Source organism: Microbacterium sp. FG3 (assembly GCF_057809335.1).
This window is the reverse complement of record NZ_JBMDJT010000012.1, coordinates 50110-68962: the sequence shown is the minus strand read 5'-3', so window position 1 is coordinate 68962 and position 18853 is coordinate 50110. Positions and strand designations below refer to the sequence as shown.

The following is an 18853-nucleotide window of genomic DNA, read 5'->3' as shown; positions in this document are numbered from 1 at the left end:
ATCGGCGGCCGCACGCTCGCTTCGCTCGCACCGTGATCGGTTTCTGTTGAGCTGTGCCTCATCGGTTGCTGAACGGAGCGCCGCAGGCGCGGAGATGAAGCGACCAGCGCAACGGTCGTCGTCCGGGCGGCGCAACGGGGCGGCGGGCGGGACGGAGTAGAGTGGGGGCATGGATCTCGTCGCCCTCGAACTGTTCTTCGTCGGACTGCTCGGTCTCGCGAGCCTGGCGATCGCGTTCATCTCGGGCGCGGTCATCGTGAACCTCTTCCGCGGCCAGCGCTGACCCGCCGCCGGTCCGCGCGGCGCCGGTGCGGCGCCCCGGCACCGGCCCCTCGCCGTGCCTGGGCGGATACGCTGGAGGCACCATGATCGAGATCCCGACCGACCTTCCGGCGGACATCGTCCCGCTGTCCTGGCTCCTCGGCGTGTGGGAGGGAAGCGGCGTCATCGACTACGCCGTCGGTGACACCCGCTACCAGGGCGAGTTCACGCACCGCGTCAGCTTCAGCCACGACGGCGGCGGCTACCTCAACTACTCGGCCACCGCGCTGCTCGCCGCCGACGGCGACCGCCCCTCGCAGCGGCTGAACGCCGAGACCGGGTTCTGGCGCCTCGCGCGCCCCGCCGTCGCGGCCGACGCCGGCCCCGCTCTGCTGCCCGCGCTCGAGGACGCCGCGCCGCGCACGGCCGACGACGTCGAGACCCTGCGCAACGCCGAGGGCGGGTTCGACATCGAGGTGTCGCTCGTGCACTCCGACGGCGTGAGCGAGCTCTACGTCGGCGAGGTCAAGGGCCCGCGGATCGACCTCGGCACCGACGCCGTGATGCGCTCCGCCAGCACGAAGACCTACGCGGCGGCCACGCGCATGTACGGCCTCGTCGACGGCCACCTGCTGTGGGCGTGGGACATCGCGGCGCTGGGGCGCGAGCTCGGCTCGCACGCCTCGGCGCGACTGGCCAAGGTGCAGTGATGGACGAAGGTGCCGCCGTCGACCCGCTGCGCGCCGGGATCGCCGAGCACGCGCCCGAGTGGGTGCGCACGCACTACGGCGATCCGATGCGCGAACAGCGCGCCCTCGCGCGCGGCGAGGCGGCCGCGCCGCTCGGCGACCGCGCCGTCGTGGGCGTCTCGGGCGAGGACCGCCTGAGCTGGCTCGACTCCATCACCTCGCAGCAGGTGGCGGCCCTCGCGCCGGGGCAGAGCACCGAGCTGCTGATCCTCGACCCGCAGGGCCGGATCGAGCACGCCGCCGCCGTCGTGGACGACGGTGCGACGACGTGGCTCATCGCCGACGCCCCCGACGCCCCCGGCCTCGCGAAGTGGCTGACCATGATGCGCTTCCGCTCGCGCGTAGAGGTCGCCGCCCGCGACGACCTGCTCGTCGTCGGATACGTGCCGGGAGGGTCGGCCGAGCCGGCGGTGCGCGAGGCCGCCGACGTCGTGTGGGCGGATCCGTGGGGCGGCGTGACGCCGGGCGGATGGCAGTACGCCGCCGTCGCCGAGCACCCCGGCGCCGAGCGCGCGTGGTGCGAGGCCATCGTGCCGGTCGATGCGGCCGACGCCGTGCGTGCCCTGCCGCTGGCCGGCACGATCGCCGCCGACGCCCTGCGCGTGGCCGCGTGGCGTCCGCGCTGGAGCGGCGAGGCCGACGAGCGCGCGATCCCGCACGAGGCCGACTGGCTGCGCACGGCGGTGCACCTGAGCAAGGGCTGCTACCGCGGCCAGGAGACCGTGGCGAAGGTGCACAACCTCGGCCACCCGCCGCGCCGGCTCGTGATGCTGCACCTCGACGGCTCCGACAGCGTGCTGCCCGCGCCCGGCTCCGCCGTCTACGCGGGCGAGACCGAGGCGGGGCACGTGACCTCCGCGGCGCTGCACCACGAGCTCGGCCCCATCGCGCTCGCGCTCGTCTCGCGCCGCACGCCCGGCGACGCCGCGCTGGAGGTCGAGGCCGAGGGCGTTCGGATCGCCGCGGCGCAGGAGATCATCGTCCCGGCGGACGCGGGCGCCACCGCCGACGTGCCGCGCCTGACCCGCCTGTCCCGCCGCCCGCTCGCCCAGGACCGCTGAGCGCCGCGCGACACCTTCCCGTCACACGCGGCCGATAGCCTCGAGACGTGGCCGAATCCGATCCGCTCACCCAGATCGTGCCCACGCGGTGGCACTCCGGCTATCGGCCGCGGGCCGGCCTCGTGCGGCTGAGGGACTCGTGGATCGCGATCGTGCAGATCGTCGCGGCCACGACCGCGGCGTTCGTCCTCGCGCACGTGCTGCTGGGGCACGAGACGCCGCTGCTCGCCGCCACCGTGACGATCTCGAGCCTCGGCCTGCTGCGCGACGCGCGGCCGTCCAAGGTGCTGCAGACCGTGGCCGGCATGCTCACGGGCATCGCCATCGCCGAGGTGCTGCTGCTCGCCCTCGGCCCCGGATGGTGGCAGCTCGCGATCGCGCTCGCCGTCACGCTCGCCGTGGGCCGGTTCCTGTCGCCGTCGCCGCAGTTCCCGATCTCCGCCGCCGTGCAGACGGCGATCGCGTTCATGCTGCCGCTGGGCCAGTACCCCGGCGAGCGACTGCTCGACGGCGCGATCGGCGGCGCGCTGGCGCTCGTGGTGACCTCGCTGCTGCCGCGCAACCCGATGCGGGCGGTGGTGCGCGATGCCCGCGAGGTGTTCGAGGAGTTCGACCACGCGCTCGCGCGGGTCGTGCAGGGGCTGCGCCGCGGCGACCGGCTGCGCGCCGAGCGCGGCCTGTCGCGGGCGCGCGAGCTGCAGCAGCCCGTGCAGGTCTGGGCGTCGTCGCTCGAGTCGGGGCAGGCCATCTCGCGCATGTCGCCGTTCCTGCGCGGCCGGCGGCAGGAGCTGGCGCGCCTGCAGGCGATGCAGCAGGCGATGGATCTCGCCACGCGCAACCTGCGCGTCGTCGCGCGCCGCGTGCACTACGCCGTCGACGACGGCGAGCCGCGCCCCGAGCTGGCCGACGTGCTCGCCTCCGTGCAGCGCGCCGCGGCGCTCGTGGCGGCGGCGGTGGACGATCCGGATCGCGACCTCGAGGCCCGGGACGCGCTGCGGGCCATCGCGGGCACGCTCGATCCCGCCGCCCTGCTGCCGCGGGCGCGTCTGGGCGACCAGAACGTCGTGGCCTCGCTGCGTCCCATGGTCGTCGACCTGCTCGTCGCGGCGGGCGAGCCGCGCGACGCGGCGGCGCGGGCCATCCCGCGCGTCTGAGCCGGGGAGGAGACCGGGGTCGCCTCAGGCGGGCGCGACCGCGCTCCACGGCACGGTGAGCTCGCCGAGGCGCCAGCGGGCGCGCGTGCCCTCGACCGGCCAGCCCGCGGCCCGCAGCGCCGCCGCCATCGCGAGCCAGCGCTGCACCGGCCCGAACACCGCGTGGCCGGCGGCGCGCTCCCACTCGGCGTCGAGCGCCGCGAGCCAGGCGTGCACGCGCTCGCCCGGCACGTTGCGGTGGATGAGCGCCTTCGGCAGGCGCTCGGCGACGACCGAGGGGCGCTCCAGCCCGCGCAGCCGAAGCGAGACCGTGAATCGCAGCGGGCGCCCGTCGGCCGCGACGTCGACCCACGAGGCCACGCGCCCGTTCTCGTCGCACGTGCCCTCGACGAGCACGCCGCCCGGCGCGAGTCGCGCGGCCATCTGCGCCCACGCGGCGGGCACGTCGGCCTCGTCGTACTGCCGCAGCACGTTGAAGGCGCGGATCACCGCGGGGCGCCGCGGCGCCGGCACCTCGAAGCCGCCGCGCGCGAAGGCGACGCGCGCGGCGGGGGAGAAGACCGTCTCGCCGCGCCGCGTGCGCTCCAGCTGATCGCGCGCGGTCGCCACCCGCTCCGGGTCGAGCTCGAGCCCGAGCACGCTCGCCCCGGCCCCCGTGCGGTGCAGGCGCGCCTCGAGCTCGAGGGTCGTGACGCCGTTGGCGCCGTAGCCCAGGTCGACCACGAGCGGATCGGCAGCGGCGCGCAGCGACGGCAGCTGCGCGATCCAGCGGTCGACGCGGCGCAGCCGGTTCGTGCCGGTGGTGCCGCGGGTCGGGCGACCGATCACCTGAGTCCCCGCGCGCACCGCACCATCCTGCCCAGTCGTCGGTGAACGGAAGCCGAACGGGCGGGTGTGCGACGGCCTCACGGCCTAGCATGGGCATCATGACGTACACGCTGATCCTGCTCCGCCACGGGCAGAGCGAATGGAACGAGAAGAACCTCTTCACCGGATGGGTGGACGTGCGCCTGACGGAGAAGGGCCGGGCCGAGGCGCGGCGCGGCGGCGAGCTTCTCAAGGAGCAGGGCGTGCTGCCGGACATCCTGCACACGTCGGTGCTGAGCCGCGCGATCCAGACCGCCGACATCGCCCTCGACGCGGCCGACCGCCTCTGGATCCCCGTGAAGCGGTCGTGGCGCCTGAACGAGCGTCACTACGGCGCGCTGCAGGGCAAGGACAAGGCGCAGACGCTCGCCGAGTTCGGCGAGGAGAAGTTCATGGAGTGGCGCCGCTCGTTCGACGTGCCGCCGCCTGCGATCGACCCGGCCGACGAGTACGCGCAGACCGACGACCCCCGCTACCAGGGCATCGACGGCGAGGTGCCGGCGACCGAGTCGCTCAAGATCGTCATCGACCGCATGCTGCCGTACTGGGAGGGCGAGATCGTGCCCGACCTGCGCGCCGGCAAGACGGTCATGGTCGCGGCGCACGGCAACTCGCTGCGCGGCCTCGTGAAGCACCTCGACGGGATCGGCGACGACGAGATCGCCGCGCTGAACATCCCCACCGGCATCCCGCTCGTCTACGAGCTGGGCGAGGACATGAAGCCCACCGGTCCCGGCCGCTACCTCGACCCCGAGGCCGCCGCCGCCGGTGCCGCCGCCGTGGCGGCGCAGGGCAAGAAGTAGCACCCGGCCCCGCAACGCGGAAGGCGCCGCTCCCCGAGGGGGCGGCGCCTTCCGCGTTGCGGGCGGGGGTCAGGCCCCGGGCTGCTGCTGCTCGCCGCCGTCGCTCCAGTCGCCGGCGGCGAGGTCGCCCGAGCCGCTCCAGTCGCCGGTCGCGAGGTAGACCATCTTCTTGGCCACGCCGACCGCGTGGTCGGCGAAGCGCTCGTGGTAGCGGCTCGCCAGCGTGGCGTCGACGACAGCGGCGGTGTCGGCGGCGGTCTGCGCGCTGAGCACCTTCTCGAACACCGAGGCGTGCAGCTCGTCGATCTCGTCGTCCGCGTCGCGGATCGCGGCCGCGATCGCGATGTCCTGCGTGCGCAGCAGCTCGGTGAGCTGGCGCGCGACCTCGACGTCGCGGGCGCCCATCTGCTCGAAGGTGCTCTTGAACCCCTTCGGGATGGCGCGCTCGGGGTAGCGCATGCGGGCGAGCTGCGCGATGTGCTCGGCGAGGTCGCCCATGCGCTCCAGCGACGCGCTCGTGCGCAGCGCCGCGACGACGATGCGCAGGTCGCGGGCGACCGGCTGCTGCATCGCGAGGATCTCGACGGCCAGCTCGTCGAGCGCGAGCGACTTCTCGTCGATCAGCGCGTCGCCCGCGATGACCTCTTCGGCGAGAGCGACGTCGCTCGTGCCGAACGCCCTGGTCGCCTTGTCGATCGCGACGGTGACGAGCTCCGCGATCTCGACGAGGCGCGACTGCACCTCTTCGAGGGACTGGTGGAAGACTTCGCGCATCGGTGGGGACCTTTCGTTCGGGTCGTGTGCCGGCACGCGCGGAGACCTCCGCATGCGCACCGCTCACGATTCTCGTCAGCGAAGGTTAACGGATGGTGACACGGCTGGGAACACTCGCCCGCGGGGCCACTGCCAGGTGCACATCCGGTGAACTCGTCCGCGCGCGGCGTTCTACGCTGTGGGCATGGATTCCACGCAGCTCGTGCTGCTCGCCCTGCTTCTGGGCGCGCTCATCGGCGGCGGGATCACGCTGTTGGTCGTGTGGGCGATGCGCGTGCGCGAGCGCCTGGTGCGAGAGCACCGCGGCGCGCTGCCCGAGGGATTCACCGCCGTCCTCGCGGCCATGGACGAGGCCGCGGCCGTGGTCGACGCGTCGGGCACGGTCGTCGAGGTCTCGCTGCCCGCCGGTGCGCTGGGCTTCCACGCGGGCACGCCGCTGGCCACCCAGGCCCTGCGCGATCTGCTCAAGACCGCGCGCGCGGCCGGCACGGCCGTGGAGTCCATGCGCCTGCGCACGGGATCGCTCAAGGGGCAGGAGCGCCTCATCTCCGCGCGGATGTCGCGCATCACCGAGCGCTGGTACCTGCTCATCGCGCGCGACCTGTCGGAGCGCGAGCGCCTGGAGCAGATGCGCCACGACTTCGTCGCGAACACGAGCCACGAGCTGAAGACGCCGGTCGGCGCGATCACCCTGCTGGCCGAGGCGATCGACTTCGCCGCAGACGAGCCGGACGAGGTGCGCCGCTTCGCCGCGCGCCTCACGGCCGAGGCCGAGCGGCTCGGGCAGCTGACGGGACGCATCATGCACCTGTCGCGGCTGCAGGCCGCCGACGAGCTCACCGACATCGGCGACGTGGCGATCGACGAGGTCGTCACCGCCGCCGTCGAGTCCAACGCCGTGCAGGCCGACTCCGCGGGCGTGGAGCTGGTGCGCGGCGGCGACCGCGGCGTGTTCGTGCGCGGCGACGCCCAGATCCTCATCGAGGCCGTGGGCAACCTCATCGCCAACGCGATCGCCTACTCGCCGCGCGCCTCGCGCGTGGGCATCGGCGTGCGCGCCGACGAGGAGGCCGTCGAGATCGCCGTGACCGACCAGGGCATCGGGATCTCCGAGGCCGACCAGGAGCGCATCTTCGAGCGCTTCTACCGCGCCGATCAGGCCCGTTCGCGTCGCACCGGCGGCACGGGCCTCGGCCTGTCCATCGTCAAGCACGCCATCTCGCGGCACGGCGGCGAGATCCGGCTGTGGTCGCAGCCCGATCGCGGCTCGACGTTCACCATCCGCCTGCCGCGGACGGACCCCCCGGCGCCCGATCCGGAGGCCCGCCCGGCCCCCGTCGCCCGCAAGCCGGGCCGTTCCCCCAAGAAGGAGAAAGCATGACTCGCGTGCTCCTCGTCGAAGACGAGCCGGACCTCGCCGATCCGCTGGCGTACCTGCTGCGCAGGGAGGGCTTCGAGGTCGAGATCGCGGAGGACGGCGACGCCGCGCTGACGGCCTTCCGCGAGCGCGGCGCCGACATCCTGCTGCTCGACCTCATGCTGCCCGGCATGCCGGGCACGGAGGTCTGTCGCCAGGTGCGCACCACGTCCGGGGTGCCGATCATCATGCTCACGGCCAAGGACAGCGAGATCGACATCGTCGTGGGCCTCGAGCTCGGCGCCGACGACTACGTGACCAAGCCCTACTCGGCCCGCGAGCTGCTCGCGCGCATGCGCGCCGTGCTGCGCCGCGCGCAGCAGGACGAGGCCGACCTCGAGGAGCGCGTGCTGCAGGGCGGGCGCGTGACGCTCGACATCGACCGGCACACGGTCGCGATCGACGGCGAGCCGATCAGCATGCCGCTGAAGGAGTTCGAGCTGCTCGAGGTGCTGATGCGCAACGCGGGCCGCGTGCTCACGCGCGGGCAGCTGATCGACCGCGTGTGGGGCAGCGACTACTTCGGCGACACGAAGACGCTCGACGTGCACATCAAGCGCATCCGCTCGCGGATCGAGGAGCATCCGAGCGAGCCGGTCATGCTCGTGACGGTGCGCGGCCTCGGCTACCGCTTCGAGGCGTCCTGACCGGATCGCGTGCCGGCACGAGAAAGGCGCCCCCGCTCTCGCGGTGGGCGCCTTCGTCGTGTGCGGCCGGTCACTCGGAGGGCGCGAGGCCCTCGAGGTACTCCAGCGTCTCGTCGAAGACCTGCACCTGCGTCTCGATCGGCTCGCCGCCGGCGTTGAACACGATCGGGACGGTCGCGCCGGCCGGGGTGTCGATGTTCTCGAGGAGCAGCGGCTCCTCGTCCACGCCCAGGCTGACGCTCGACTCGGCGGGCACCGTCAGCTCGCCGGCGCCACCTCCCCAGTCGAGCGAGACGGTCGCGCGCGCGTCGCTCGTGTTCACGATCGTCGCGACGAAGCCGCCGTCACGGCCGTCCTCGTCGGTCACGACGAGCGCGTTGAGGATCTCGACCGGCGAGTCCTCCGGCAGCGGCACGTTCACGCCGTCGGAGGGGGAGTAGTCGATGGTCGTCGCCTGCGGGGTGATGGCGGCGCAGCCGGCCGTGCCGAGCACGACGAGGCCGCCGAGAGCGAGGGACGCGAGAGTGCGCGAGTTCACGGATCCTCCAGGTGGTGCGGGACAGCCGCCGGACGGCGGGCCCTGTCGTTCAGTCTAGAGGGTCGCGCGGAAGGCCCCGTCAGGATGGGGAGCTCGCGGGGCGCGGCTGGGAGCGGCGGAACCTTAGTGCATGCCGGGCTGTGATATCCTGAAGAACGCCGAAAGGATATAAATCTATGCTTTTTGAGGTTGGCGAGACCGTCGTCTACCCCCACCACGGGGCCGCGACGATCACCGAAGTCAAGACTCGCAAGATCAAGGGCGAAGAGAAGGTCTACCTCAAGCTGAACGTCACGCAGGGCGACCTCGTCATCGAGGTCCCCGCCGAGAACGTCGACCTGGTCGGCGTCCGCGACGTGATCGGCCAGGAGGGCCTCGACAAGGTCTTCGAGGTCCTGCGCGCCCCGTTCACCGAGGAGCCCACCAACTGGTCGCGCCGCTACAAGGCGAACCTGGAGAAGCTCGCGTCGGGCGATGTCATCAAGGTGAGCGAGGTCGTGCGCGACCTGTGGCGCCGCGACCAGGACCGCGGCCTCTCGGCCGGCGAGAAGCGCATGCTCGCCAAGGCCCGCCAGATCCTGACGAGCGAGCTCGCGCTCGCCGAGAAGATCGACGAGGAGAAGGCGGCCGCCCTCCTCGACGAGGTGCTCGCGTCCTGAGCCGTCGCGGTTCGCGCGAGACGCGATCCAGACCATACCGCCGGGTGTCCGCAAGGGCACCCGGCGGTACGTTTATGGGGTGACCGAAGTCCTCGCGCCGCGCATCGCGGTCATCGTCGTCGCCGCCGGATCGGGAACCCGCCTGGGTGCGGGAGCCCCCAAGGCGTTCGTGGGGCTCGACCGGCACACGATCCTGCGTCACGCGCTGCGCGGGGTGTTCGCCGGGCCGCTCGCCCAGGTCGTGGTCGTCGCGCCCGCCGATCGCGTGGGCGAGGCGCTCACCGACGCGACGGAGGCGGCCGGCGATCGCGCGCAGCTCGTGTCGGTCGTGCCGGGCGGCGCGACCCGCCAGGAGTCGGTCGCCGCGGGACTGGCGCGGGTGCTGCCGGGCATCGAGATCGTGCTCGTGCACGACGCGGCGCGCGCGCTCACCCCGCCCGCCGTCTTCGACCGCGTGATCGACGCGATCGAGCGCACCGGCTGGGGAGCGGTGCCGGTGCTGCCCGTCATCGACACGATCAAGCGCGTGGAGGGCGAGCGGATCACCGGCGTGGTCGACCGCGCGCAGCTCGGCGCGGCGCAGACGCCGCAGGGGTTCCGCCGCGAGGTGCTGGATGCGGCGTACGCCGCCGCAGACGGCGAGTTCACCGACGACGCCGCGCTCGTGGCCGAGGCGGGGCATCCGCTCGCGGCCGTGGAGGGCGACGCCCTCGCCTTCAAGATCACCACGCCCGCCGATCTGGAGCGGGCGCGCGCGCTCGTGGCCGACTCGCCGGTGGAGCCGGTCGGCGGTGGCGGCATCGTGATGGGCGACGGCGCGACGGTCTCCGGAGCGTCGGGATCGTCGGACGCGGCTCCCGCGCTCGCGGCGCCGCGCGTGGGTCTGGGCACCGACGTCCACGCCTTCTCGGACGGCGGCACGCTCTGGCTCGCCGGCCTGGAGTGGCCGGGGGAGCCGGCGCTGGCGGGGCACTCGGACGGCGACGCCGTGGCGCACGCCGTCGTCGACGCACTGCTGTCGGCGGCGGGCCTCGGCGACATCGGCTCGCGGTTCGGCACCGAGCGGCCGGAGTTCGCCGGCGCCCACGCCGACGCCTTCCTCGCCGAGACACACCGCCTCCTCGGCGAGGCCGGATGGACGATCGGAAACGTCGCGGTGCAGGTGCAGGCGCAGCGCCCGCGCTTCGCCGCGCGCCGCGCCGAGGCGCAGGCGGCGCTGTCGCGCGCGCTGGGAGGCGCGCCGGTCTCCGTCTCGGCGACGACGACCGACGGCCTGGGCTTCACGGGCCGAGCCGAGGGCGTGCAGGCGCTCGCCGTCGCCCTGCTCCTGCCCGCCTGATTCCGCTCAGGCCTCGAGGGGGATCGGCCTCGGGTCGCGGGGAGGGCGCGAGCCCCAGGCCAGCAGCGCGAGGCCGGCACCGAGCAGGATGAGGCCGGCGACGGCGAGCGGGGCCAGCTGCTCGCGCAGCACGGCGAGGCCGAGCACGCTCGCGGTGAGCGGCTCGGCGAGCGTCAGGGTCGCCGCCGCGGCGGCGCTGAGACCGCCAAGCCCCCACGTGAACAGCGCGTACGCGACCGTGACGGTGCCGATGCCGAGCCAGACCGCCATGACGAGACCGCGCGGATCGCCCAGCCACGACAGGTCGCCGCCGAGCAGCAGCGGGATCGCCAGCACGGCGGACCCGCCGCCCATCGCGCCGACCACCGTGAACGGATGCCAGCCGTCGTCGAGCAGGCGGCGCTGCGCCACCGCGAGCACGGCGAACGAGGCGCCGGCGCCGATCGAGCCGAGCACGCCGAGCGGATCGGCCGCGACCCGGCCGCCGCCTCCCACGCCGAGCAGGATCACGCCGACCGTCGCGAGCCCGGTCGCGGACATCCAGGTTGCGCTCGGCACGCGGCGGTGCAGCACGCCCTCGAGCACGCCGGCGATCACCGGCGCGGAGCCGAGCGCGATGACGGTCCCGACGGCGACGCCGTTGCGGGCGGTGCCGAGGAAGAACAGCGGCTGGTATGCCGCGAGGCACACCGCCGTGACGGCCATGAGCACGGCGGGCCGCGCCGTGAGCCGTGGGCGAGCGTCGCCGGGCGAGCGGCGCCGCCGCAGCCACGCGGCGGCGGCCGTGAGCGCCGCGAGCACGGTGCCCCCGATGACGAGCCGCGACCCGCCGACAGTGAACGGCGTGGTGCCGTCGGGGCCCAGGGCCTGCGCCGTGCCCGTCGTGCCGAAGAGGACGGCGGCGGCGAGGACGGCGATCACGGGCACCACACCGTTCTATCCCACGCGTGCGACGGATCTGTGTCGCCGTGCCCCGACCGTAACGTTCAGCGGGCGGTCAGTAGTCTTGTGTGGTGACTCTCCGGCTCTACGACACGCGCGCCCAGGCGCTGCGCGACTTCGCGCCCCTCGACCCGGGGAACGTCACGATGTACGTCTGCGGGCCCACGGTCCAGTCCGGTCCCCACGTCGGCCACCTGCGGGGCGCGCTCGCATTCGACGTGCTGCGCGGCTGGCTCGAGCACCGGTACGGCCGTGTGACGTTCGTGCGCAACGTCACCGACATCGACGACAAGGTGCTCGCGAACGCGAGCGACGCCGAGCCCTGGTGGGCGCTCGCGTACCGCATGGAGCGGGAGTTCGACGCGGCATATGCTGCCATCGGCATCCAGCCGCCCACGTACGAGCCTCGCGCCACCGCCTCGATCCCGCAGATGCAGGAGCTCATCGCGGAGCTCATCGCGCGCGGCCACGCGTACGCCGCGGCGGGGGACGTGTACTTCGACGTGCGCTCGTGGCCCGAGTACGGCTCCCTCACCCGCCAATCGGTCGACGACATGGACGACGCCCCCGACGCCGATCCGCGCGGCAAGCGCGATCCGCACGACTTCGCGCTGTGGAAGGGCCGCAAGGCCGACGAGCCAGCCGACGCGTCGTGGGAGTCGCCGTGGGGCCCCGGCCGCCCCGGTTGGCACATCGAGTGCTCGGCGATGGCGCGGCGCTACCTGGGCGCCGAGTTCGACATCCACGGCGGCGGCCTCGACCTGCGCTTCCCGCATCACGAGAACGAGCTCGCGCAGTCGCACGCCGCGGGCGACCCGTTCGCCCGGTACTGGATCCACAACGGCCTCGTCACGGTCGAGGGCCAGAAGATGTCCAAGTCGCTCGGCAACTTCACGCTCGCGCGCGACCTGCTGGCCGCCCGGCCCGCGCACGTCGTGCGCTACGCGCTGCTGGCCGCGCACTACCGATCCAGCCTCGACGTGTCCGAGCGGGCGATCGACGAGGCCGCGGCCGCGCTCGACCGGATCCACGGCTTCCTCGCCCGGGCCGAGCGGGCCGGGATCGCCGCCGACGCGGGCGGACCGCTGCCGGCGGCGTTCGAGGCGGCCATGGACGACGACCTCGGGGTGCCGCAGGCGCTCGCCGTCGTGCACGAGACCGTGCGCGAGGGCAACACGGCCCTCGACGCGGGCGACGCGGCGGGCGTGTCCGGCGCGCTCGGCGGCGTCATCGGCATGCTGCGCATCCTGGGTCTCGACGCGCCGGCGCGCGAGGGTGGCGCATCGGGCGCCGCGGAGGCGACGCTCGACACCCTCATGACCACCCTCATCGCCCAGCGCGCCGAGGCGCGCGCGGCGAAGGACTGGGGCACCGCCGATCGGCTGCGCGACGCGTTCGCCGCCGCCGGCATCGCCCTCGAAGACACACCAGACGGCACACATTGGAGCATCGATGGCTAAGCCCGGACGCCCCGGCGCGAGCAGGGGCAAGAAGAAGGGTCCCACCAAGGGCACCGGCGGTCACAACCGCAAGTCGCTCGAGGGCCGCGGACCCACGCCCAAGGCGGAGGACCGCCCCTACCACAAGGCGCACAAGGCCAAGGCGCTCGCCGAGCGCGCCGCGGCGAAGCGGCCGGTCGCCGGTCGCACCCCGCAGCGCCGCCCGAACGACGACAACGAGTACGTGACGGGCCGCAACTCGGTGCTCGAGGCCCTGCGGGCCCGCATCCCCGCCACGACGTTCTACATCGCGCAGCGCGTGGAGATGGACGACCGCGTCAAGGAGATGCTGTCGATCGCGGGCAAGCGCGAGATCCCCGTGCTCGAGGTGACGCGCCCCGAGCTCGACCGCATGGCCGGCTTCGACGGCGTGCACCAGGGCGTGGCGCTCAAGGTGCCGCCGTACGAGTACGCGCACCCGCAGGACCTGCTCGAGCGGATCGTCGACGCGGGGGAGACGCCGCTGCTCGTCGCGCTCGACGGCGTGACGGACCCGCGCAACCTCGGCGCGATCATCCGCTCGGCCGCGGCCTTCGGCGGCCAGGGCGTCATCCTGCCGCAGCGCCGCTCGGCCGGCGTGAACGCGGCCGCATGGAAGACGAGCGCGGGCGCCCTGGCGCGCATCCCCGTGGCGATGGCGTCGAACCTCACGAGCACCCTCAAGGACCTCAAGAAGCAGGGCGTGTTCGTGCTGGGGCTCGACGGCGACGGCGACGTGTCGCTGCCGGAGCTGCAGCTGGCCGACCGCCCGATCGTCGTCGTCGTGGGCGGCGAGGGCAAGGGCCTGTCGCGCCTCGTGACGGAGAACTGCGACCAGGTGGTGTCGATCCCGATCTCGGCGGCCACGGAGTCGCTCAACGCGGGCATCGCCGCCTCGGTCGCGCTCTACCAGATCGCCACCACCCGCGCGTCCCAGCAGTAGCGGTCCCTCTCAGCGAGACAGCATTTTCGCGCCGAGACAGCGTGCACACGCCACGGTCTCGGCGCGCAATTGCTGTCTCGCGGGCACCGCGTCAGACGGTGTCTCGCCAGTCGCGCTCGGGCGACATCGTGCCCTGCGGGGCGGTGACGGCCTCGGTGGGCGGGCCCATGATCGTGGCCTCGTCGCGGCGGTGGCGCAGCACGTTCTCGATGTAGCTCGAGAGGGTCTCGGCCAGCGGCACCCACTGCTCGCGCTGCTCGGAGATGAGCCAGCGATGCTCCAGCACCTGGTGGAACACCTCGGCCGGCTCGAGCTTGGCGCGCAGCTCGATGGGGATCGCGCGGACGACGGGCTCGAACACGCGCGTCAGCCACTCGTGGGCGGCGATCTCCTCCTCGTCCTCGCCCCGATCCGTGCGGACGCGGTACTCGTCGAGGTCGTTGAGCAGGCGGCGGGCCTGGTTCTCCTGCACGTCGAGGCCGGTCAGCCGCAGCAGGCGGCGCTGGTGGTGCCCCGCGTCGACGACTTTCGGGGTGATGGAGATGTGCGCGCCGTCCGGCGCCGTCTGGATGGCCATCTCCCCGATGTCGAAGCCGAGCTCGTTCAGGCGCCGCACGCGCTCGGTGATGCGCCACGACTCCGACATGTCGAACGACTCAGGCGCCGTCAGCTCGGCCCACAGCGAGCGGTACGCCGAGACGATGCCGTCCGCGATCCGGACCGCGTCGACATCCTCGTCGATCCGCCCGCTCGCGGCGAGATCCATGATCTCGCCGGCGATGTTCGTGCGCGCCAGGTCGAGGTCGTGCTCGCGCTGGCCCTCGCTCAGCTCCGTGCCCCCGGCGCCCTCGTGCAGCTCGGCCGTCTCGGCGTCGACGAGGTACGCGGCGAACGAGCCGGCGTCGCGGCGGAAGAGCGTGTTGGACAGCGAGACATCGCCCCAGTAGAAGCCCACGTTGTGCAGGCGCACGAGCAGCAGCGCCAGCGCGTCGACGAGGCGGGTGAGCGTGTCGGGGCGCAGCGTCTGCGTGAACAGCGCGCGGTATGGCATCGAGAAGCTCAGGTGCGCGGTCACGAGTGCGGCGGGCAGCGGATCGCCGGAGGGCGTCGTGCGCCCGGCGATCACGGCGACGCGGCGCACGCAGGGGATGTCGAGCCGCTGCAGGGCGCCGAGCATCTCGTACTCGCGGCGCGCCATGTGCTCCGTCGTCTCCTTGACGGCGACGACCTGGCCCGACAGCTCGCTGAACCGCACCACGTGGCGCGAGATGCCCTTCGGCAGCCGCACGATGTGCTCGCGGGGCCACTCCTCGAGCGGCGTGCGCCAGGGCAGCGCGAGCAGCTGGGGGTCGATCTCGCTCGCCGTGATGCGGAGGGAATCGGGCATCGCCAGTCCTGTCAAGACGCCGCGACGCGGGCCGGCCATGGGGCCGACCCGCGCCGTCGTGATTCGTTCCGGATCAGACCGCGGGGGTGACCGCGGCCTCGGTCAGACGCGCACCCGTCTCGATGTCGAACACGTGCACGTGGTGCGGCACCGGGGTGAGCGTGACCTTCTCGCCGGCGTTCGGGTGCGTACGGCCGTCGACGCGCGCGACGATGTCGGTGCGCTTGCCCTCGATCTCCGAGTGGCCGTACAGGTAGCCGTCGGCGCCGAGCTCCTCGACGAGATCCACGATCACCTCGAGGCCCTCGCCGGTGGCCGGGCCCACCTGGATGTCCTCGGGGCGGACGCCGACCGTGACCTCGGAGCCGTGCGCCTTGGCGAGCGCCGCCGCCTCGACCGGCACGACCTTCGAACCGAAGCGGATGCCGCCCTCGGCGATGTCGGCCGGGAAGAGGTTCATGGCCGGCGAGCCGATGAAGCCCGCGACGAACACGTTCGTCGGCTTCTCGTAGAGGTCGCGCGGCGTGCCCACCTGCTGCAGGACGCCGTCCTTCAGCACGGCGATCCGGTCGCCCATCGTGAGCGCCTCGGTCTGGTCGTGCGTGACGTACACCGTGGTGACGCCCAGGCGGCGCTGGAGCGAGGCGATCTGCGTGCGGGTCTGGACGCGCAGCTTGGCGTCGAGGTTCGACAGCGGCTCGTCCATGAGGAACACCTGCGGCTCGCGCACGATCGCGCGGCCCATCGCCACACGCTGACGCTGACCACCCGAGAGGGCCTTCGGCTTGCGGTTGAGGTACGGCTCGAGGTCGAGCAGCTTGGCCGCCTCCTGCACGCGCTTGGCGCGCTCGTCCTTGTTCACGCCGGCGATCTTGAGCGCGAAGCCCATGTTCTCCGCCACGGTCATGTGCGGGTACAGCGCGTAGTTCTGGAACACCATCGCGATGTCGCGGTCCTTCGGCGGCACATCGGTGACGTCGCGGTCGCCGATGAGGATGCGGCCGTCGTTGACCTCTTCGAGGCCGGCGAGCATGCGCAGCGAGGTGGACTTTCCGCAACCAGAGGGGCCGACCAGGACGAGGAACTCGCCGTCGCCGATCTCGAGGTCGAGCTTGTCGACCGCGGGGCGCGTGCCGCCCGGGTAGACGCGCGTGGCGTTGTCGAACGTGACGGATGCCATGTCATTTCTCCTTCACCGGCAGGTACGTGCCGGACGATCCGTAGTGAATGGAACGGCGAGCGTGCCCGCCGCGACCCGCCTTTGGGTCGCCCTCAGTATGGCATGCGGGCGTGTCGCCTGGGGAGAATCCGCGGCGGGCCAGGACGAGCGCGGCGCGATGCGGAGGCGGCCGGGGAGAGCCGGAGGAGCGCATTCCCAGGCCGCGGGACTATCCTCTGGAAGGTTGTGGAGGCCGCACCCGCGGCGAGGGAGGACCATGTCGAACGACGAGACGTCGAACGCGCCGGCACCGGACGAGCGCCCGGAGGGCGAGCCCGTCGACCCCGCCCAGGCGCCGGACGCTCGGGAGGCAGCCGAGACGCCCGCCGAGGTGAACCGCCGCGAGGCGCTGCGCGCGAAGGCGAAGCAGGTCTCCGCGCGGCAGACGCGACGGCGCCTGCTGACGCGCGCCGGCATCGGCGTGGGCGCGCTCGCCGTGGTCGCCGCGGCCGCGATCGCGATCACGAACACGGTCGTGCCCGAGGTGACCTCGGAGACCCGGGTCCCGGCCGGGTTCGTCGACGGCGGCTTCTCGGTGAACGGCCGCGACCTGTCCGCCATGATCGCCTCGGCTGAGGCGACGCCCACACCTACCCCCACGCCGACCGAGCAGGCGGAGCAGACGCCCGAGACCGAGCCGGTGCAGATCCGCGTCTACGTGGACTACCTCTCGGCCGAGTCGGGCGAGTTCGAGCGCGCCAACGCCGCGCGCCTGGCGCGCTGGGTGGAGGGCGGCACCGTCTCGCTCAGCTACCACCCCGTCGCGCTGCTGACCCCCAAGTCGAACGGCACCAAGTACTCGCAGCGTGCGGTCGCCGCGGCCGCGTGCGTCGCCACCCATGCGCCCGACGCCTTCCCGTCGTTCAACCACGCGCTGCTGCTCGACCAGCCCGAGCCGGGCACCGCGGGATACACGGACGAGCAGCTTGCCGACCTGGCGGTCGCGGCCGGCGCCGCCAACGAGCGCAACGTGCGCGAGTGCATCGAGCTGGCCCCGTACCTCGACTGGGCGCGCGAGACGACGGCCCAGGCGCTGGACGGATCGCTTCCCGGCACCGACGACGTGACGCTCACGGGTGCCCCGCTGATCCTCGTGGACGGCGAGGTGTACGTCGGGTCGCTCGACGATCCGGCCGAGTTCACGCAGTTCGTGCTCACGGTCGAGAGCGACGCCTACCTGTCGACGCCCACGCCCACCCCGACGCCGACCGAGAGCGCGACGCCGTCCGAGTGAGGCCGACGGCGGGCACCCTAGGATGGATCCCGCGCCGGCTTAGCTCAGTTGGTAGAGCACCGCTCTTGTAAAGCGGGGGTCGTGGGTTCGAGCCCCTCAGCCGGCACCTTCTGGCGCATCACCGCAACAACCGCGGCTTCGAGCGTCCTGATCCGGGCCGGGTGGCTCGCGCTGCTCACAGGCATTCTCATCCCCACCGGCGCATCGCTGGGTGCGTTCTTCCTTCACGCGCTCAACGAACGCTGCATGCAGCCGAAGCTGTGGGGGTTCGCGCCGCTTGGCTACAGCTGCGGCGAACCGAACTGGCTCGAGTCGGCGGTCGGCTGGACGGGCACGGCCTGACGCTGGCGGGACTTGCGGCAGCGGTGACGACGGTTGTCGCCGTCGCGGCCGTCGGAGGCCTGAAGCGAGCGGACGGCATCCACCTAGGGCGTGTCTCATAACCGTTTGAGCCAGATGGTGATGGCTCTCAGGACTGCTCCGCCGCGGTAGTTGCGGGCGAGTTTGTCGTAGCGGGTGGCCAGGCCCCGCCATTGCTTGTCTTCGTTGAAACCGCGTTCGACGACGTTGCGGCCCTTGTAGTCGTGGCGGTCGTAGGTCACGGGTCGGCCGCCGCGGGAGCCGCGTCGCTTGCGGTGCCCTTGCTGGTCGGAGGGCTCGGGGATGACCGAGACGATGTCGCGATCGCGCAGGTGCTGCCGGATAGCGCGAGACGAGTAGGCCTTGTCGCCGCGGACGCGGTCGGGTCTGGTGCGGGGTCTGCCGGGCCCGCGGCGGGCGACGCGGAGGTGGCTCATCAGGATCGGGAACATCGGTGCGTCACCGGCCTGCCCGGGGCCGACGAGCACGACCAGCGGGCCGCCCTTGCCATCGACGAGGTGATGGATCTTCGTCGACAATCCGCCCCGTGACCGGCCGATCGCATGATCGGGCGGCTCTTCGCGTGGATTTCTGTAATTCGATTCAGCCCCCTGTGTCGCGAGGGAGGTTCGTCGCGTGCTGATGCGCACGGTTCACCGTGGAGTCCACGCTCACATCCCACACCAACTCGCCCGCAGCGTCCGCGTCGGCGAGCAGTTCGGCATGGATCCTGTCCCAGGTGCCGTCCTTGCTCAACTCGCTGTGACGACGCCACACCGTCTGCCAGGGACCGAACTCAGCTGGCACATCCCTCCATGGCGAGCCGGTCCGGAAGCGCCAGATGATGCCCTCCACGATCGGCCGGTGATCACTGAAGGGCCGCCCACCCCTCGGCGACGCCTTCGGCATCAACGGCTCGATCCGAGCCCACGCAACGTCCGAGAGAACTTGAGTACGCGACACACCCCAAGTCTCAGACGACGATCACCCGAAAGTTACGAGACACGCCCTAGGCCGTGTT

Annotated in this window: 19 protein-coding genes and 1 tRNA gene; 13 read left to right on the top strand and 7 right to left on the bottom strand. The window is 72.8% G+C overall.

Annotation, left to right across the window (positions count from 1 at the left end; translation table 11 throughout):
- The first annotated feature begins 365 nt into the window (after positions 1 to 365).
- The 3 genes from ACODR5_RS06205 to ACODR5_RS06195 are packed head-to-tail and all read left to right on the top strand — an operon-like array spanning position 366 to position 3225.
- Positions 366 to 971 (top strand): nitrobindin family protein, encoded by a 606-nt coding sequence (locus ACODR5_RS06205; RefSeq protein ID WP_488983051.1) that lies wholly within the window; start codon positions 366 to 368, stop codon positions 969 to 971.
- Positions 971 to 2071, top strand: a complete 1101-nt coding sequence (gene ygfZ / locus ACODR5_RS06200) for a CAF17-like 4Fe-4S cluster assembly/insertion protein YgfZ (RefSeq protein ID WP_488983050.1) — start codon at positions 971 to 973, stop codon at positions 2069 to 2071. The genes ACODR5_RS06205 and ygfZ overlap by 1 nt, the downstream gene beginning before the upstream one ends.
- 47 nt (positions 2072 to 2118) lie before the next feature.
- On the top strand, positions 2119 to 3225 hold the full coding sequence (locus ACODR5_RS06195; protein ID WP_488983049.1) for an FUSC family protein: 1107 nt from the start codon (positions 2119 to 2121) through the stop codon (positions 3223 to 3225).
- Positions 3226 to 3249: 24 nt separating this feature from the next.
- On the opposite strand, the gene ACODR5_RS06190 is transcribed toward ACODR5_RS06195, so the two are convergent.
- The gene (locus ACODR5_RS06190) at positions 3250 to 4071 is read right to left on the bottom strand and encodes a class I SAM-dependent methyltransferase (RefSeq protein WP_488983048.1); all 822 of its coding nucleotides are present in this window, start codon (positions 4069 to 4071) and stop codon (positions 3250 to 3252) included.
- Between the two features lie 71 nt (positions 4072 to 4142).
- Here ACODR5_RS06190 and ACODR5_RS06185 point away from each other — a divergent pair, with 71 nt between their 5' ends.
- Positions 4143 to 4895: a phosphoglyceromutase gene (locus ACODR5_RS06185; RefSeq protein WP_488983047.1), complete on the top strand. Its 753-nt coding sequence runs from the start codon at positions 4143 to 4145 to the stop codon at positions 4893 to 4895.
- A gap of 69 nt (positions 4896 to 4964) precedes the next feature.
- Here ACODR5_RS06185 and phoU read toward each other — a convergent pair whose 3' ends face one another.
- Positions 4965 to 5669 carry a phosphate signaling complex protein PhoU gene (gene phoU / locus ACODR5_RS06180; RefSeq protein ID WP_488983046.1) on the bottom strand — a complete coding sequence of 235 codons (705 nt, stop codon included), beginning with the start codon at positions 5667 to 5669 and terminating at the stop codon, positions 4965 to 4967.
- A gap of 184 nt (positions 5670 to 5853) precedes the next feature.
- Here phoU and ACODR5_RS06175 point away from each other — a divergent pair, with 184 nt between their 5' ends.
- Together ACODR5_RS06175 and ACODR5_RS06170 are read left to right on the top strand one after the other, a co-directional pair.
- Positions 5854 to 7050 (top strand): sensor histidine kinase, encoded by a 1197-nt coding sequence (locus tag ACODR5_RS06175; protein WP_488983045.1) that lies wholly within the window; start codon positions 5854 to 5856, stop codon positions 7048 to 7050.
- The gene (locus tag ACODR5_RS06170) at positions 7047 to 7733 is read left to right on the top strand and encodes a response regulator (RefSeq protein ID WP_449855154.1); all 687 of its coding nucleotides are present in this window, start codon (positions 7047 to 7049) and stop codon (positions 7731 to 7733) included. Before ACODR5_RS06175 ends, ACODR5_RS06170 begins: the two co-directional genes overlap by 4 nt.
- A 70-nt stretch (positions 7734 to 7803) precedes the next feature.
- Here ACODR5_RS06170 and ACODR5_RS06165 read toward each other — a convergent pair whose 3' ends face one another.
- Positions 7804 to 8271, bottom strand: coding sequence for a DNA modification methylase (locus ACODR5_RS06165; RefSeq protein ID WP_488983044.1), 468 nt, complete (start codon positions 8269 to 8271; stop codon positions 7804 to 7806).
- A 176-nt stretch (positions 8272 to 8447) separates the two neighbouring features.
- Here ACODR5_RS06165 and ACODR5_RS06160 point away from each other — a divergent pair, with 176 nt between their 5' ends.
- Entirely contained in the window at positions 8448 to 8930 is a 483-nt protein-coding gene (locus ACODR5_RS06160; protein ID WP_261165933.1) for a CarD family transcriptional regulator, read from the top strand.
- A gap of 79 nt (positions 8931 to 9009) precedes the next feature.
- Positions 9010 to 10269 (top strand): 2-C-methyl-D-erythritol 4-phosphate cytidylyltransferase, encoded by a 1260-nt coding sequence (gene ispD / locus ACODR5_RS06155; protein ID WP_449855152.1) that lies wholly within the window; start codon positions 9010 to 9012, stop codon positions 10267 to 10269.
- 6 nt (positions 10270 to 10275) lie between these two features.
- Here the strand turns inward: ispD and ACODR5_RS06150 are convergent, their stop codons facing one another.
- Positions 10276 to 11196, bottom strand: a complete 921-nt coding sequence (locus ACODR5_RS06150) for a DMT family transporter (protein ID WP_449855151.1) — start codon at positions 11194 to 11196, stop codon at positions 10276 to 10278.
- 86 nt (positions 11197 to 11282) lie between these two features.
- Here ACODR5_RS06150 and cysS point away from each other — a divergent pair, with 86 nt between their 5' ends.
- A complete protein-coding gene (gene cysS, locus ACODR5_RS06145) occupies positions 11283 to 12671 on the top strand; it encodes a cysteine--tRNA ligase (protein ID WP_449855150.1) in 1389 nt (462 codons plus the stop codon).
- Complete coding sequence (gene rlmB, locus ACODR5_RS06140) at positions 12664 to 13632, top strand: 23S rRNA (guanosine(2251)-2'-O)-methyltransferase RlmB (RefSeq protein ID WP_488983043.1); 969 nt, start codon at positions 12664 to 12666, stop codon at positions 13630 to 13632. Before cysS ends, rlmB begins: the two co-directional genes overlap by 8 nt.
- Positions 13633 to 13723: 91 nt before the next feature.
- On the opposite strand, the gene ACODR5_RS06135 is transcribed toward rlmB, so the two are convergent.
- Together ACODR5_RS06135 and ACODR5_RS06130 are read right to left on the bottom strand one after the other, a co-directional pair.
- Positions 13724 to 15019 carry a DUF4032 domain-containing protein gene (locus ACODR5_RS06135; protein ID WP_449855146.1) on the bottom strand — a complete coding sequence of 432 codons (1296 nt, stop codon included), beginning with the start codon at positions 15017 to 15019 and terminating at the stop codon, positions 13724 to 13726.
- Between the two features lie 73 nt (positions 15020 to 15092).
- Positions 15093 to 16199, bottom strand: coding sequence for an ABC transporter ATP-binding protein (locus tag ACODR5_RS06130; protein ID WP_488983042.1), 1107 nt, complete (start codon positions 16197 to 16199; stop codon positions 15093 to 15095).
- Positions 16200 to 16455: 256 nt separating this feature from the next.
- On the opposite strand from ACODR5_RS06130, the gene ACODR5_RS06125 reads away from it, so the two are divergent.
- The 3 genes from ACODR5_RS06125 (at position 16456) to ACODR5_RS06115 (ending at position 17814) form a co-directional block, all read left to right on the top strand.
- Positions 16456 to 17472 carry a DsbA family protein gene (locus tag ACODR5_RS06125; RefSeq protein WP_488983041.1) on the top strand — a complete coding sequence of 339 codons (1017 nt, stop codon included), beginning with the start codon at positions 16456 to 16458 and terminating at the stop codon, positions 17470 to 17472.
- A gap of 33 nt (positions 17473 to 17505) precedes the next feature.
- Positions 17506 to 17578: transfer RNA gene (locus ACODR5_RS06120), tRNA-Thr, on the top strand.
- A complete protein-coding gene (locus ACODR5_RS06115) occupies positions 17554 to 17814 on the top strand; it encodes a hypothetical protein (RefSeq protein WP_488983040.1) in 261 nt (86 codons plus the stop codon). Before ACODR5_RS06120 ends, ACODR5_RS06115 begins: the two co-directional genes overlap by 25 nt.
- A 95-nt stretch (positions 17815 to 17909) precedes the next feature.
- On the opposite strand, the gene ACODR5_RS06110 is transcribed toward ACODR5_RS06115, so the two are convergent.
- Positions 17910 to 18795 (bottom strand): IS5 family transposase gene (locus tag ACODR5_RS06110; protein ID WP_488983039.1). Its coding sequence is split into 2 segments (ribosomal slippage): positions 17910 to 18443 and positions 18445 to 18795, totalling 885 coding nucleotides; the frame shifts between segments, so codons are not numbered across the junction.
- Positions 18796 to 18853 lie beyond the last annotated feature (58 nt).

Coding starts and splice junctions, on each gene's coding strand:
- ACODR5_RS06205 (WP_488983051.1), top strand. CDS start 366: ATGATCGAGATCCCGACCGACCTTCCGGCGGACATCGTCCCGCTGTCC.
- ygfZ (WP_488983050.1), top strand. CDS start 971: ATGGACGAAGGTGCCGCCGTCGACCCGCTGCGCGCCGGGATCGCCGAG.
- ACODR5_RS06185 (WP_488983047.1), top strand. CDS start 4,143: ATGGGCATCATGACGTACACGCTGATCCTGCTCCGCCACGGGCAGAGC.
- phoU (WP_488983046.1), bottom strand. CDS start 5,669: ATGCGCGAAGTCTTCCACCAGTCCCTCGAAGAGGTGCAGTCGCGCCTC.
- ACODR5_RS06175 (WP_488983045.1), top strand. CDS start 5,854: ATGGATTCCACGCAGCTCGTGCTGCTCGCCCTGCTTCTGGGCGCGCTC.
- ACODR5_RS06170 (WP_449855154.1), top strand. CDS start 7,047: ATGACTCGCGTGCTCCTCGTCGAAGACGAGCCGGACCTCGCCGATCCG.
- ACODR5_RS06160 (WP_261165933.1), top strand. CDS start 8,448: ATGCTTTTTGAGGTTGGCGAGACCGTCGTCTACCCCCACCACGGGGCC.
- rlmB (WP_488983043.1), top strand. CDS start 12,664: ATGGCTAAGCCCGGACGCCCCGGCGCGAGCAGGGGCAAGAAGAAGGGT.
- ACODR5_RS06135 (WP_449855146.1), bottom strand. CDS start 15,019: ATGCCCGATTCCCTCCGCATCACGGCGAGCGAGATCGACCCCCAGCTG.
- ACODR5_RS06130 (WP_488983042.1), bottom strand. CDS start 16,199: ATGGCATCCGTCACGTTCGACAACGCCACGCGCGTCTACCCGGGCGGC.
- ACODR5_RS06125 (WP_488983041.1), top strand. CDS start 16,456: ATGTCGAACGACGAGACGTCGAACGCGCCGGCACCGGACGAGCGCCCG.